Source organism: Paracoccus broussonetiae, assembly GCF_031854425.1.
Classification (GTDB): Bacteria; Pseudomonadota; Alphaproteobacteria; order Rhodobacterales; family Rhodobacteraceae; genus Paracoccus; species Paracoccus broussonetiae.
In genome coordinates this window covers 35,142-49,715 of sequence record NZ_JAVRQI010000024.1, presented here as the reverse complement: position 1 = coordinate 49,715, position 14,574 = coordinate 35,142, and the positions used below count along the sequence as shown (strand labels likewise).

Genomic DNA, 14,574 nt, shown 5'->3' with positions numbered 1-14,574 from the left:
CGAAACCGGCGCCATCATGATCGTGACGCCCAAAGCCATCCAAGGAACCATCGGCGGCGGGCAGCTCGAATACATGGCAATCGACCGCGCCCGGCAAATGCTCGCACGCGGTGAGACGCAGGCTAGCTCCTGCGGCGCTGTATCGACGATATGACGTAGCCCAATGCAAAGGTCATTGCTGCGACGGCAATTCCGGCACTGATCACGCCCGCCGGGGTTATGCGGGCGCTGCCGTGCAAGGAGACATGTCTTCCTACCCGCAGATCGAAGGTGGATTTGATTTCCTCGGGGTGCAACGGGACGGTGGTGAAAGGATCGTCCTGGGTGGATGTCATGGTGAAGCTCCGCTACAACGCGCCGCCGTTGATCGACTGTTCGGGGTTCGGACGCCGACACGTTACCATGGCGGCCATCGCTCGTCGCGGGCTTCGGCAGCGCCCTTTGACCGACGAATTTCAGCCGGACGTGCGGGCCGTTATTCTTTCAGCACGTCTCCAAGCGCGGACAGCAGGGCGAGCGCGTCGAACGGCTTGCGGAAAAGCCCGCCAATTCCTTTGGCGCGTTCCTGATCCGCAATCTCGTGTCGGCCGGTGATCAGGAAAACCGGCAGGTCGGGATGCAAATGCCGCACGATTTCGCGCAGTTCGAAACCATCCGTGCCGGGCAACCCTATGTCCGTGATAAGCACGTCCACGCCCGTCAGTCCCTCGGCCAACAGCGAATCCGCGGACAGGAAACTGCGGACCCCGTAATCCGACGCCTCAAGCAACTCGCCAAGCGATTCCAGAACCCGGGGATCGTCATCGACGACTGCCACGATCGGCCTGCGCGTGTTCACTTCATGCCTCCTTCCGCACGGCGCGATCGCGAGCACCGTGACCTTGATCGGTCGCGCGGCGACAGGGGGTCCGCATCCCCCCGGTCATGCCGCCGTCTTCGCCCTGACGGGCAACGTGAAAATGAAGGTCGAGCCTCTAGGCCTGCCTTCCTCGACCCACAGGCGCCCGCCATGCGACTCGACGATGGATCGACAGATTGCCAGGCCCATGCCCATGCCCTGCTCTTTCGTGGTGTAGAATGGCTCGAAGACGCGGTCCGGGAACTCGACTCCCGATCCCTGATCGTTGACTTCGACCTGCACCATCCCGAACAGTTCCCGGGCCCGGATCTCCAGCACACGCTCGTCCCTGACCGCGTTCATGGCGTCCATTCCATTGCGCATCAGATTGACCAGAACCTGCTGGATCTGCACCCGGTCCAGCGCGACGACGGGAAGCTGCTCGTCCACGTTCAGGGCGACGCGAACGCGCCGGCGCACCGCCTCTTCCGCCATCAGGTCGCGCGCCTCGGCGATGATGCCGGATAGCGGGGTGCAGTCCCTTGTTTCCATGGATTGCCGGAACAGCGCGCGGATGCGGCCAACCACATCGGCCGCGGCATCGGCGCTGCGGATGATGCGGTCGACCGTGTTCTGCGCCCGCTCAAGATTGGGCGGGTCACAGGAAAGCCAGCGCTGAAGTGCGCCTGAATAGGTCACGACTGCGGTCAGCGGCTGGTTGACCTCATGCGCGATCGACGCGGAAAGTTCTGCAAGGCTGGCCGCCTGGGTCGAACGCGCAAGACTGTCCTGGGCCGAGCGCAGCTTTTCCTGCGCCCTCACCTCGGCATCGATATCAAGATAGATCACATTCCACTGCACGACATTGCCCCCGGCATCGCGCATCGGGGCGGCGCGCGTTTCCACCCAGCGATATTCCCCGTCGAAGCGGCGCAGCCGGTGACGCAGGGCATAAGGCTCACCATTCGTCAATGACCGGCCAAAGTTGTCCTTGACCCCTGCCACGTCGTCGGGATGCACCCCGGCATCCAGCGTGCCTGCCAGCCGGGGCGTTCCGGCCCTGTCCAGCTCTTCCAGTTCATAGCCCAGGAATTCTCGCAATTGCTGGCTTCGATAGATCGGCTCGCCATCCGGTGCGGCGCAGTCAATCATCGCGGGCAAGGTTTCCACCAACTGCCACAGGGCGCGTTCGCGTTCACGCAGCGCTTCCTCGACACGCAGTTGATCGTCGATGTCATGGCAAAGGCCGTACCATTGGACGATATGCCCCTCCTCGTCCCGCAACGGCTCGCCCCTTCCCGACATCCAGCGATAGGCGCCATCGACCCGGCGCAACCGGTAGTTCATCGAGAAGCTTTCCCCGGTCGCCAACGCGTGGTTCAGCGCGTCCGACAACCTTGCCGCATCCTCGGGGTGAACGATCGCGGCGATGGCCGCGGCCAACCCGTTGATTTCCGCAGTGTCGTAGTCACCGATATCCACCCCCAGGAACTCGACCATGCGCCGGCTGAAGAAGACCGGCTCACCCGTCGGGCTAAGACGCCACAGCAGGCTTGGAACCATGTCGACCAGTTGGGACAATTCCCGCTCGCGTTCGCGCAAGGCCTCCAGCGCCCGCGTCTCGTCGTCGATATCGATAGAGATCGCGTACCAGTGCTCGATATTGCCGGCTTGGTCACGCAAGGGCTCGGCACGGCCATCGACCCAGCGCCATGTCCCGTCGGCGCGCAGCATCCGGTATTTCATCGAATAGGGTTCCCCGCACGCCACGGAATGGCGAACCGTCTCCAGCAGGGTCGCGGCGTCTTCGGGATGCGTCAGCGTCCCGATGGCCGCAGCCAACCGGCTCATCCCCGGCTTGTCCAATTCGGACACGGTCCCAAGACCGAAGAAGTCCAGAAGCCGCTGGTTGAAGAAGGCCGGCTCGCCCGCTGCCGTCAGTCGCCGGATATGGACCGGCACCATGTTCACGATCTGCGAGAATTCTCGCTCGCGGCGCCCCAGCGCCTCTTCGGCCGAGACTTGGTCGTCGATGTCGTGGCACAGCCCGTACCACTGGACGATCTGCCCATCCTCGTCGCGCAAGGGCTCGGCCCGGCTCGACATCCATCGGTAATGCCCGTCAGCGCGGCGCAGCCGGTATCGCATGGCGAAGCTGACGCCCGAGACAAGGCAGGTCCGCAGGGTCTCGGACAACTCGGCGGCATCTTCGGGATGCACCGCCTGCTCGATGGCGCTGGGGCTGCGGGCATCCTTTCCCCGGATCTCGGCAATGTCGAAACCCAGAAACTCTGCCATGCGCTTGTTGAAGAAGGTCGGCTCGCCATCGGGCGCCAGACGCCACAGCAGAGCGGGAACGGTTTCGATCAGCTCGCGCAGGGAATGCTCACTTCTGCGCAACGTGAGTTCCGCGAACTGATGCTGGCGCGATAGCGCGGCGACGATCAGGGCAGAGAATGCCGAAATCACCAGAAACAGTTGCAGCATGATCTGCCGGTGACGCTGGGATTCGGGATCCCCCGCAAACTCGCTGGTCCCGGACAGGGTGAAGACGCCCGTTATCAGCGCAAGCACGGCCAGCGTGACGGCGGCTCCCTTGAATTCGAACCGCACGGCCGCCCACAGAAGCGGCGGCATGATGATATAGGCAAAGGGCAGATACCCGCTGAGAGACAGGGCGGCTATGCTGAAGAAGATCAGGGCAAGCACGCCGGCCTCGGCCCATCTCGCGGCTGAAAACCGCGCGTTGCCGCGCCAGTTGTGAAACACGACCAGCGCCAGCGGCGCGACAATCAGAACGCCGGTCGCATCTCCGATCCACCAAAGGGGCCAGGCGGTCGCAAAGGGTTGCAACCCGAACCATGCAAGCGTCGCGCTGCCCACCGTGGCACTGATGACCGGGGCCAGCCCAGCCCCCAGCAGGACCAGGGCCAGCACCTCTTTCAGTGTCTCAAGATGAACCGGCCGCCCACAGAACCGGATGACAAGCCACGCCCCTACCGTCGCCTCAAGCGCGTTCCCGGCATAGATCAGGGCCGCGATGGCAAGCGGATTGTGAAACCAAAGGGCATTTCCAAGCAACTCCGCCAGCAACCCGCCCAACCACCACCAGGACCAGCCCGTACGGGGGGCAAAGATCAGCACCGCCATGAACAACCCGCTGGAGGGCCAGATGGAAATGCCCGTGCCGGGGACGATCGCCAGCAGATGGGCAAACCCGCTGGCCATCACATAGGCGGCGATGAATATCCCAAGATGCCACAGCGGAGGACGGTGCCGCAGAAGATGCTTCATGTTTTGCTCCATCCGGGCAGGAAGGCATGGTGGTTCCAGTCATCTGGTCTGGGATCGTATCTGGAGGGCACCGGCAAAGTCATCTGTTCCAAGGGATAGGTGACGCGGACGCTGGGCGTCCTATCATCCGCGCGACAGCCCGCGCGGCTGGCAGGCAAGGGAACCGACGAAGTCCGCCGGTTCCAGCGATGCGGGATGCGTTCAGTTCAGCCCGGCCTTGTCCAGACCGAATTTTCCGTCGACCGAACCGGGTTCGGGTTTCAGGCCGATATTCAGTCTGTTCCACGAATTGACGACCATCACGATGAAGCTGAGATCCGAGATTTCCTTTTCCGACAACTGCGTGCGCACGCGGTCATAGATCTCGTCGGGAACACCCTGCTCGGGCAGCCTGGTCAGGATCTCGGTCCAGGCCAGCGCGGCGCGCTCTCGCGGGGCAAACAACGTCGAATCCCGCCACGAGGCCAGGTGATACAGGCGCAATTCGCGCTCGCCGTGGATTTTGGCCTGCTTGACATGCATGTCCAGACAGAAGGTGCATCCATTCAGCTGCGCTGCACGGATCGCGACCAGATCGCGAATGGACTCTTCGATCGAGCTTTCGCGGGTTGCTGCAAGAAACTCCGAGAATTTCTTCAACAGTTCAGGAGATTGCTGGGCATAGTTTACGCGCGGGGTCATGGCCGTTCCTTTGGTTTGGTTGAACAATCCGTCAATCAGGATCGGCTTCAAGCATGGCGGTCCGGGGTCGGTGCCATCCACCATGCCTAAGTGCGGCCTGACCTGATCCATCGGAGACGCCAGCGGGACCGCGGGCGGGAAAGGCTGGTGCCACCTCTGCGCAGTCATGGGCGCGACCGCCCCCGGGGTCAGCCCGCTGCCATCGCAAGGCGCGGGAACCCCAGCTTCGGGCATGGGTCACCCTGTCGTCAGGGATGATGCCGCGGACTTCGGGGATGGGTCAGGATCACGCTGAGCCGCGCCACAAAGGGCAAGGCGACTTTGCATGCCAAAGGGCATGCCCGAACCCACAAGGACGCCACCCATGAAACTGTATTACAGCCCCCTCGCCTGCAGTCTTGCCGATCACATCGCGCTGCGGGAAGCAGGCGCGGTCTTCGATCTGGAGCAGGTCGATCTGCAAACCAAGCGCACGCTCGCTGGCCGCGACTTCGCGCAGATCACGCCAAAGGCCTATGTGCCGGTGCTGATCCTCGACAACGGCGAGACACTGACCGAAAACATCGCGATCCTCGATTGGCTGGCGGCGCAGTATCCCAAGCTGGGCGGCGCCGGAGCATTTGCCCGCACGCGACTGCTTGAGGCGCTGGCTTTCATCTCGACCGAGCTGCACCGAAGCTTCAAGCCCATGTGGCATGCCGCGTCCGAGGCCGACCGGAACGACGCACGACCCGGCATCGCGGCGCATTTCCGGCTGATCGAAGACGGTGCGACCTCGGTCTATCTGTTCGGGGATGATCCCACGGTGGCCGATTTCTATCTTTTCGTCATGCTGCTTTGGGCCGAGCGTTTCGGGGTCGAGGTTCCACCCCGTCTTGCCGCGCTGCGCGATGCCATGCGGGACCGGCCCGCCGTAAGAACGGCGCTGCGGGCCGAGGGGCTGGCCTGACCGAGACAATACCCGTCCATGATCTTCGGGCCGGGTGCCGTGTCACCCGGCCCGCGTTCGTTCCGCTTTCCGGCCAGCCGCCCCGACCGATCTGCGCATCACGCCTCATACTCAGGCATAGGGTGACAGACACCCCAGTAGGATAGCTAGCCGCCGGCTGCCGGGCGCATGCTCTGGCCAATCGCCCAGGACGGGCCGACCGGAGGCACACATGCACCCTATCCCGCAACTCCTTGCGCTAGGCGCGATCCTTGCCCAACCCCTGGGCGCCATGGCGCAACCCGCTGACAGCGTAAAGCCGACGATCGTGCTGGTGCACGGCGCCTTCGCAGAGTCCGCAAGCTGGAACGCAGTCATCACCCGCCTAGCCGCCAAGGGTTATCGCGCGATTGCCGCTGCGAACCCGCTTCGTGGTGTCGTGTCCGATGCGGCATCGGTCGGGGCCGCGATTTCGGCGATCGATGGCCCGGTGGTTCTGGTCGGCCATTCGTATGGCGGTCCTGTCATCACCGAGGCGGCGAATGGCCATCCCAATGTCAAGGCACTGGTTTATGTCGCGGGCTTTCTGCCCGAACCGGGCGAATCCAGCCTGACACTTTCATCGAAGTTTCCGGGCAGCACGCTGGCCGCCGCGCTTGTTCCCGCCAACCTGCCGCAGGGCGAGACCGACCTTTACATCGATCCGGCCAAGTTCCACGCCCAGTTCGCCGCCGACGTCCCGGACGAGCAGGCGGACCTGATGGCCTTTACCCAGCGCCCGGTGGCGCAGGCCGCGCTGGCAGAGCCTTCGGGCACCGCTTCCTGGAAGGTGCTTCCGACCTACGTCATCTATGGATCGCGCGACCTCAATATCCCGCCGGATGTCCTTCATTTCATGGCCGATCGCGCCAAGGCCGTGAAAACTGTGGTGATCGACGGCGCATCGCACGCCGTCATGGTGTCCCATCCCGACGAAGTCGCCGACCTGATCGCCGATGCCGCCTTGGCGCAATAGACACCGCTTCCCCCCGTTCCCGTTCCGCACCCAAAGGAGATTGCAATGAAGATCGTCGTCATCGGAGGAACCGGCCTGATCGGTTCGAAAACCGTCAGCAGGCTGCGCGACAAGGGCCACGAGGTGATCGCCGCCTCGCCGAATTCCGGGGTCGACACGATCACCGGACAGGGTCTGGCCGAGGCGCTTTCCGGCGCAAGCGTCGTGATCGATCTGGCCAACTCGCCCTCGTTCGAGGACGACGCCGCCATGGAATTCTTCCGCACCGCCGGCCACAACCTTCTGAAGGCCGGGATCGAAGCGGGGGTCGGTCATCACATCGCCCTGTCGGTCGTCGGAACCGAACGTCTGCAGGACAGCGGCTATTTCCGTGCGAAGCTGGCGCAGGAACAGCTTATCCAGGCATCTGGCATCCCCTTCACCATCGTTCATTCGACGCAGTTCTTCGAGTTCATGGGCGCGATCGCGAAATCCGCTGCGGTCGGAGACAGCATCCGCCTGTCGCCGGCCTTCATTCAGCCCATCGCCTCGGACGATGTCGCAGATGTCATGGCCGAAACCGCATTGGCGCAACCCGTGAATGGCACGATCGAGATTGCCGGCCCGGAAAAGCTGCGCCTGAACGAGATCGTCGCCCATTTCCTTAAACTGACCAACGATCCGCACCAGGTGGTGGCGGATCCCCAGGCTCGTTATTTCGGGGTCGAGCTGAACGACGCCTCGTTGGTCCCTGCAGGCAAGGCGCGGATCGGGCGGATCGATTTCGAAGACTGGCTTGCCCCGCAGCTCGCCAGGGCGTGACCCACCGACCGGGGGGGCATCAGCCCTCCCCGGTTACACGAACAGCCCGTGCAAGGACGAACCGCGGACGCGCCCGTCGCGATCCGCGCTCACTGCCTTCGGAGATCCCGGATCATGCCCGAACTTCCCATTTCCCCGCTCATGCAGATCGTGCTGTTGGGTATTGCCGGCATCGTCATCTGGCACCTGCAGGGCCGCAATCGCCCCAATGCCCGGCTGATAACACAAATCGCGTTCTTTGCCGCCATGACCGCGATTCTGGTCGCTCAGGGTATCGCGCCGACACGTTACGAGCCCCTTTCCAATGGCAACGGCACCTTGCTGGTGGCGGCCAAGCTGCTTTGGTGGGTCCATCTGGCCTGGGCGACAATCGGCTTCGTGCGCATCTATGTCGTTCTTGACGGTCGCCCGCGCGAGGCAAGGCTGCTGCAGGATCTGATCGTTGCGACCATCTATCTTGGCGTCACGCTTTCCGCCCTCGCCTATGTGTTCGGCATTGCGATCGGGACACTGGTGGCAACATCGGGGATCATCGCCATCATCCTGGGCCTTGCGCTGCAAAGCACGTTGAACGACGTCTTTTCGGGACTGGCCCTGACCCTGGGCCGTCCATATGGGATCGGAGACTGGATCCTGCTTGCGGACGGCACCGAGGGCCGCGTCGTGGAAAACACATGGCGCTCGACCCACCTGCTGACGGCGACGAACAATATCGTGGTCCTGCCAAACAGCTTTCTGGCCAAGATCGGGCTGACCAATGTCAGCCGCCCCGACGAAGCACATCAGGTCGCCCTGCAACTGCGCGTCACCCCGACCCACAGCCCCCAAGTCGTGCTTGAGACCATCCGACAGGCCATGCTGGCCTCGAACCACTCGCATCATGGCCATGCGCCGCTGGTTTCCCTCAAGGGGCTGGACGCGCTGGCGATGGATATCGACCTGCTTTTCTATGTCAGCCACCCAGCCGAACGCATTGGCGCCAGGAACGAGGTTGCCGATCTGGTCTATCGCCAATGCAGGGCCAGCGGTATCGCGTTGGCACCGCCGAAATCGGCGACGATCCTGTGGAGTGAGGCCGCAATCCCCGCAGCCAAGCCCCAATCGGCGCAAGAGCTTCTGCGCTCCAACCCGGCAGCCGATTGCCTGTCGGATGACCAGATCACGGCGATGGCCCAGGACGCCCGCCTGCGACATTTCCCGCGCGACGAACTTTTGCCCACGGGCGGCGTTCCGGGCCTCATGATCATCCGTTCGGGGGCGGCCGTCAGGTCGCTGGCCGAAACGGAAATCCGGAGGCTGTCAGCGGGGGACATCATCGGCGAACTTGCGGCCGATGATCCGTCGACAGTCAGGGCGCTGACTGCGCTTGAGGTCTATGAACTTGACCATCACGCCTGTCAGGCGATGCTGCGCGATCACCCGGCATTCCGCACCGAAATCCTGGACCGCCAGCGCAGCACAGCCAACGCGGCCAACGTGGCGTCAGCACCGGGACAAGCCAGCGCGAATACGGGGATATTCCTGCGCACGCTTCACGACATGCTGCGCCGCTAGATCTGCGCGAGCAACCTCAGTTGTCGGCTGCGCGAAGGCTGTCGGGGATCGCCTGCCATGCGTTAAGAAGCTGCGGGACCGAGCTTGCCTGCATCTTCCGCATCATGCTGCTGCGGTGAAGCTTGACCGTGACCTCGCTTATTCCCAGCTGAAAGGCGATCTGCTTGTTCATGGCGCCGCCCACCACCAGCTTCAGCACCTGGCGTTCGCGCGATGTCAGCGTCCTGAAATGGCCCGAATGCAAGCGCGTTTCGGCAGCGGCCTCGCGCCGGTCGACATCGATGGCGATGGCCTTCAGCACCGCGTCAAGCAAGGTCTGGTCGCGGACCGGCTTCGTCAGGAAATCCAGCGCGCCCGCCTTCATCGCCTCGACGCTCATGGCGATATCGCCATGTCCGGTCAGGAAGACGACCGGCATGTTCATCCCCTTGCTGGCAAGGTGCTGCTGCAGGTCCAGCCCGCTCAGCCCCGGCATGCGGACATCAAGCAGGAAGCAGCCCGGACGATCGGGAAGGGTCGCGTTCAGCATGTCGCGAGCCGAGGCGAAGGCGAAAGACTCGATCCCGACCGATTCCAGCAATGCCCCCATCGCTTCGCGGACATTCACATCATCATCGACCAGGGTCACGAAAGGGCGCTGCGGATCTTCTGAATTGGTCGCCTTCATTCGCGGCACCTCCCAGTGCAGGCGCTTCTTGCCGACTTGGCCGCTAACCCAAGGATAAAACGACCTGATTCCGTGGGACATGTTAGTCCCGCCCGACCAGTTGGGGAAGTCCCGACCTTCGCCGGGGCCGGGCATGCAAGGTTGACCGCCCGCATCATCGGCGGGCGGCTGTTCCCCGATCCGGCGCTCGGACTAGGTTCTCAGGAACGCAAGAAGATCCGCATTGACCTGATCGCGATGGGTCGACGTCAGGCCGTGGGGCGCGTCCGGGTAAAAGATCGCACGGCCATCGCGCAGCAGACGCACCGCCTTGCGTGCCGAATCGTCCACGGGCACGATCTGGTCATCCTCGCCATGGATCAGCAGGACCGGCAGTTCGATCTTTGCCAGATCCTCGGTAAAATCGGTTTCCGAGAATGCCTTGATGCAGTCATGGGCGTTCAACAGGCCCGCCTGCATGCTCGAAAGCCAGAACTGATCCAGCACCGCCTGGGAAATGTCGCTGCCGGGCCGGTTCGCGCCATAGAAGGGTTGGGCGAAGTCGCGATAGAACTGCGATCGGTCGGTCAGCAGGCTGCTGCGCAGCCCGTCGAACACGTCCGGCGCCAGCCCCTCGGGATTGGCAGGTGTCTTCACCATGATCGGCGGCACGGCCCCGATCAGAACCGCGCGTGCCACCCTTTCGGCACCATGCCGCCCCAAATAGCGCACGACCTCTCCACCGCCGGTGGAATGCCCGATCATGGTGATGTCGCGCAGGTCCAGCGTCTCGATCAACTGGGCAAGATCGTCGGCATAGCCATTCATGTCGTTGCCCGTCGACGGCTGGCTGGAGCGGCCATGTCCGCGGCGATCATGGGCGATGACCCGAAAGCCGTTCTGCGCCATAAACAGCATCTGGCTGTCCCAGGCATCGGCATTCAACGGCCAGCCATGCGAGAATGTGACGACCGGCCCGGCGCCCCAATCCTTGTAATAGATCGAGGTGCCATCTTTGGTGCTGAAGCGGCCCATGTCCTTGTTACCTTTCGATGCTGAATGGTTTGCGGCAAAAGAATGCCGCCCCCGGGCCAGCTCGCATATTCACCTTGGGCACATGTCCGGCCATGCCGGGGGATGGGGTCCATAGATCCATGGCGGACGGTGGCCACACGGTCGTACAGTCCACGCCTTCGCCGGTCTGCCCGCAGGCCGGAAAACCCGACCGGACTGCAATCCCCGCGGCGCGCGCCAGGTGGTTCCGGCGCGACCGCGGAACAGGATGCGCCAATCCCCGGCCCATGCTATCCTCGTCCCGTCCTCGCGTTCTCCAAGGGGTTTGCCATGCTGCGCCTGCTGATCCTTTGCCCGGTCCTGCTGGCGGCCTGCGCGGCGGCCGAAAAGGCACCGGACGGCGGCGATCTTCACGTCCGGCAGGAGGCGGCCTGCACCGCGACCATCGCCGCGCATGTCGGACGCCCGCAGATCGAGGTCACGTCGCATTGGCTGTCAGAAACCGGCGGCATCGCCAAGGTCGAGGCAATCGATGGCAGCCGGCGGCATCTTTGCGATGTCGATGCCTCGGGTCGGGTGCTGGGCTATTCACATCCCGACGCGTAGCCATATTGACCTGGATGCCCTTGCCAATTGTCACGATTTATCTAATTTCGTTCCATGACAATATGGCATCCCGATCCCGCAATGCTGCGCCGCCCCGCCTATCTTTCGCTTGCGGACCAATATGCCCGCGCGATCGGCGAAGGCCATCTGCCCGCCGGAACCCGGCTGCCGCCGCAGCGCAAGCTGGCCGACGACCTGGGCCTGTCGGTGCAGACCGTCTCGCGCGCCTATGATGAGCTTATCCGCCGCGGCCTGATCGTGGGAGAGGTGGGACGCGGGTCTTTCGTGCTGCCGGCGGGGGCGGAAAACAGCCCCCCCTATCTGGCAGAGCGGCCGGGAGAGCTGATTGACCTGTCGATCCTGAAACCCGTCACCGACCGCATGCATGTCGAGCGTTTCCGCGAAGGGCTGCACTGGATCGCGGACAACCTGACGGGGGCAGCCGCACTGTCCTTTCGCCCGAACTCGGTCCTGCCGCGGCACCGCCAGATCGCCGCGGATTGGCTGCGGCGCGGGGGGATCGACACCGCGCCGGACTGCATCACAATCGCGGACGGTGCGACCTCGGCCATCACCACCGCGGTGATGAGCGCGGTTCCCCCCGGCGGGACGCTGGCGGCGGCGGCGCTGACCCATCACCTGCTGATGCCGCTGTGCAAATATCTGGGCCTGCATCTGGAAGCGCTGCCCATCGACGATGACGGAATCCTGCCCGAGGCACTGGATGCGCTGGCGCGTAAGGGCAACCTGCGTGCGGTCTATATGCAGCCCGCCGCGATCAACCCGATGGCGATCATGACCGGCGAAAACCGCCGCGCCGCCTTGGCCGAGATCGCGCGTCGCCACGACCTGCTGATCGTCGAGAACGACATGCTGAACCAGATGATCGTCGACAGGCCGCCGCCTATGGCCGCGCTGGCACCGGAACGCACCCTGCATATCAACGGCTTTACCAAGACCACCCTGCCCGGCTTGCGGATCGCCTGGCTGGTGTCGCCGCCGCGCCTGGCCGCTGGGACCGCGAACCGCCACCTGGTGACGAACTGGATGGCTACCCCCGCCATGGTCGAGCTGCTGAGTCACTGGATCCTGGACGGCACCGTCGACCAACTGATCGAATGGCAGCGCGAGGCCCTGGGGATCCGCCACCGGATCGCGCGCGAAGTGTTGGGTGCCGGGGCCTTCCGCGCACATCCGCAAAGCCTGCATGTCTGGTTGGAACTGCCCCCCGGCCGCGACGAAGAGGAATTCGTCGCCCAGGCCCGCCAGCGCGGAGTCGCCATCGCCTCGGGCCGCGCCTTTCGTCTGGGCGAGCGGGACCGGCGCGAGGCCGTGCGGATCGCGCTTGGCTCAACCGGGACCGAGGAATTGCGGCGCGGCCTGACGCTGGTCGCGGAAACCCTGGGCAGCAACGCCGAACCGCTTCTGCCGCTTGTTTGACAGGCAACCATTGGCGTAAAATTGTCATGATATTATTTAATCATTGACCTGATTTAATAGCGTTGCAAAGTTCCCTTCATGACGACGGGGGAACCGACCTTGGACCAGCCGATCATCCGCATCCAGGATTTGCGAAAGTCCTTTGGCAAGCTGACCGTCATCGACGGGCTGAACTTCGACGTAAAAAAGGGCGAGAAGCTGGCCCTGATCGGACCGTCCGGTTCGGGCAAGACCACCATCCTGCGCATTCTGATGACACTGGAAAGCATCTCGGGGGGGCGGATCGAAGTTTGCGGCGAGCCGCTTTACCACATGGCGCGAAACGGCGCAGAGGTCCCAGCCGACGAAGCGCATCTGCACAAGATGCGCCGCCATATCGGCATGGTCTTCCAGCACTTCAACCTGTTCCCCCACAAGAGCGTCCTGCAGAACATCACGCTGGCCCCGATGCTGACCAAGGGCGAAGGCCGCGCCAGCGCCGAAAAGCGCGCGCGCGACCTGCTGGAGATGGTCGGGCTGTCCGACAAGGCGGATTACATGCCTTCGCAACTGTCGGGAGGGCAGAAGCAACGGGTCGCCATCGCGCGGGCGTTGGCGCTGCAACCCCAGATCATGCTGTTCGACGAGGTGACATCGGCGCTTGACCCCGAACTGGTCGAGGAGGTGCTGGAGGTCATGAAGCGCCTGGCCGCCGAATCCGACATGACCATGCTGCTTGTCACCCATGAGATGGGCTTCGCCCATGACTTCGCCGACCGCGTCCTGTTCTTCGACAAGGGCCGCATCGTCGAACAGGGCCCGCCCGCCCAGATCTTCACCGCGCCGCAAGAGGACCGCACGAAGTCCTTCCTGCGCAAGATCATCGCCGCCGGACAGCGCGTGTGATGCCAACCGACAGGAGAGAATGATGAGGAAATGCCTGATTGCCGCGCTGCTTCTGACAGCGCCACTGCCCGCACTGGCCGACAAGCTGGAAGACCTGAAAGAGCAGGGCTTCGTGCGCATCGCCATCGGCAACGAGCCGCCCTATACGGCGGTCGCGTCGGACGGCAAGGTCTCGGGCGCGGCCCCGGATGTCGCGCGCGCCGTCTTTGAAAAGCTGGGCGTCAAGGATCTTGAGGCCTCGATCGCCGAATATGGCGCGATGATCCCCAGCCTGCAGGCGGGCCGCGTCGACGCCATCACCGCAGGGCTGTTCATGAAGCCCGAACGGTGCCAGGCCGTCGCCTATTCCGAACCGATCCTTTGCGATGCCGAGGCGCTGCTGGTGCCCAAGGGCAATCCCAAGGGCTTTAAGTCCTATGCCGATTTCGCGAGCGACGCCTCGGCCAAGCTGGGTGCCCCCGGCGGCGGGACCGAGGAAAAGCTGGCGCTGGATGCCGGCGTTCCCCGCGACCGCCTGATCGTGGTGCCCGACCCGCAATCGGGACTGAAGATGGTGCAGGACGGCCGCATCGACGCCTATTCGCTGCCGGTCCTGTCGCTGAACGACCTGCTGGCCAAATCCGGCGACGCCAAGCTTGAGGTCTTTGCCCCGGTCGAGGGCGCGCCCGTCTATTGCGACGGCGCGGCCTTCAACAAAAAGGACACCGCGCTGCGGGACGCCTTCGATGTCGAACTGGCGAAGATGAAGGAATCGGGCGAATTCGCCAAGATCGTCGAGCCCTACGGCTTCTCGGCGGCGGCCGCGATCTCGACCTCGCGCGCGAAGCTTTGCGGCGAGTGAAGGCGGGGGCGGACCGAAGCTCCGCCCCGAT

The 14,574-nt window shown here is 63.9% G+C and carries 14 protein-coding genes; 9 read left to right on the top strand and 5 right to left on the bottom strand.

The features are described from left to right. The first annotated feature begins 16 nt into the window (after positions 1 to 16). Positions 17 to 154, top strand: a complete 138-nt coding sequence (locus RM190_RS21890) for an XdhC family protein (RefSeq protein ID WP_311761608.1) — start codon at positions 17 to 19, stop codon at positions 152 to 154. 321 nt (positions 155 to 475) lie between these two features. On the opposite strand, the gene RM190_RS21885 is transcribed toward RM190_RS21890, so the two are convergent. The 3 genes from RM190_RS21885 to RM190_RS21875 all read right to left on the bottom strand — a co-directional run bounded on the left by RM190_RS21885 (position 476) and on the right by RM190_RS21875 (position 4,813). Next, positions 476 to 838, bottom strand: a complete 363-nt coding sequence (locus tag RM190_RS21885; RefSeq protein ID WP_311761605.1) for a response regulator — start codon at positions 836 to 838, stop codon at positions 476 to 478. Between the two features lie 84 nt (positions 839 to 922). After that, positions 923 to 4,132: a PAS domain-containing protein gene (locus tag RM190_RS21880; protein ID WP_311761604.1), complete on the bottom strand. Its 3,210-nt coding sequence runs from the start codon at positions 4,130 to 4,132 to the stop codon at positions 923 to 925. Positions 4,133 to 4,333: 201 nt separating this feature from the next. After that, the gene (locus RM190_RS21875; RefSeq protein WP_311761603.1) at positions 4,334 to 4,813 is read right to left on the bottom strand and encodes a carboxymuconolactone decarboxylase family protein; all 480 of its coding nucleotides are present in this window, start codon (positions 4,811 to 4,813) and stop codon (positions 4,334 to 4,336) included. Between the two features lie 364 nt (positions 4,814 to 5,177). On the opposite strand from RM190_RS21875, the gene RM190_RS21870 reads away from it, so the two are divergent. The 4 genes from RM190_RS21870 (at position 5,178) to RM190_RS21855 (ending at position 9,111) form a co-directional block, all read left to right on the top strand. Further along, positions 5,178 to 5,762, top strand: a complete 585-nt coding sequence (locus RM190_RS21870) for a glutathione S-transferase C-terminal domain-containing protein (RefSeq protein ID WP_311761602.1) — start codon at positions 5,178 to 5,180, stop codon at positions 5,760 to 5,762. A gap of 271 nt (positions 5,763 to 6,033) precedes the next feature. Then, positions 6,034 to 6,756 carry an alpha/beta fold hydrolase gene (locus tag RM190_RS21865; protein WP_311761601.1) on the top strand — a complete coding sequence of 241 codons (723 nt, stop codon included), beginning with the start codon at positions 6,034 to 6,036 and terminating at the stop codon, positions 6,754 to 6,756. A gap of 45 nt (positions 6,757 to 6,801) precedes the next feature. After that, entirely contained in the window at positions 6,802 to 7,557 is a 756-nt protein-coding gene (locus RM190_RS21860; RefSeq protein WP_311761600.1) for an SDR family oxidoreductase, read from the top strand. A gap of 114 nt (positions 7,558 to 7,671) precedes the next feature. After that, positions 7,672 to 9,111: a mechanosensitive ion channel family protein gene (locus RM190_RS21855; RefSeq protein WP_311761599.1), complete on the top strand. Its 1,440-nt coding sequence runs from the start codon at positions 7,672 to 7,674 to the stop codon at positions 9,109 to 9,111. A 16-nt stretch (positions 9,112 to 9,127) separates the two neighbouring features. Here the strand turns inward: RM190_RS21855 and RM190_RS21850 are convergent, their stop codons facing one another. Next, complete coding sequence (locus RM190_RS21850) at positions 9,128 to 9,739, bottom strand: response regulator transcription factor (protein WP_311761598.1); 612 nt, start codon at positions 9,737 to 9,739, stop codon at positions 9,128 to 9,130. Positions 9,740 to 9,970: 231 nt separating this feature from the next. Further along, the gene (locus tag RM190_RS21845; protein WP_311761597.1) at positions 9,971 to 10,792 is read right to left on the bottom strand and encodes an alpha/beta fold hydrolase; all 822 of its coding nucleotides are present in this window, start codon (positions 10,790 to 10,792) and stop codon (positions 9,971 to 9,973) included. Positions 10,793 to 11,101: 309 nt separating this feature from the next. Here RM190_RS21845 and RM190_RS21840 point away from each other — a divergent pair, with 309 nt between their 5' ends. From RM190_RS21840 to ehuB, 4 genes are all read left to right on the top strand, one after another. Further along, the gene (locus tag RM190_RS21840) at positions 11,102 to 11,377 is read left to right on the top strand and encodes a hypothetical protein (RefSeq protein ID WP_311761596.1); all 276 of its coding nucleotides are present in this window, start codon (positions 11,102 to 11,104) and stop codon (positions 11,375 to 11,377) included. A 54-nt stretch (positions 11,378 to 11,431) separates the two neighbouring features. Next, the gene (gene ehuR, locus RM190_RS21835; RefSeq protein WP_311761595.1) at positions 11,432 to 12,817 is read left to right on the top strand and encodes a MocR-like ectoine utilization transcription factor EhuR; all 1,386 of its coding nucleotides are present in this window, start codon (positions 11,432 to 11,434) and stop codon (positions 12,815 to 12,817) included. A gap of 99 nt (positions 12,818 to 12,916) precedes the next feature. Beyond that, positions 12,917 to 13,702 (top strand): ectoine/hydroxyectoine ABC transporter ATP-binding protein EhuA, encoded by a 786-nt coding sequence (gene ehuA / locus RM190_RS21830; protein ID WP_311761607.1) that lies wholly within the window; start codon positions 12,917 to 12,919, stop codon positions 13,700 to 13,702. A 22-nt stretch (positions 13,703 to 13,724) separates the two neighbouring features. Beyond that, entirely contained in the window at positions 13,725 to 14,543 is an 819-nt protein-coding gene (ehuB, locus tag RM190_RS21825) for an ectoine/hydroxyectoine ABC transporter substrate-binding protein EhuB (protein WP_311761594.1), read from the top strand. Positions 14,544 to 14,574: the final 31 nt, after the last annotated feature.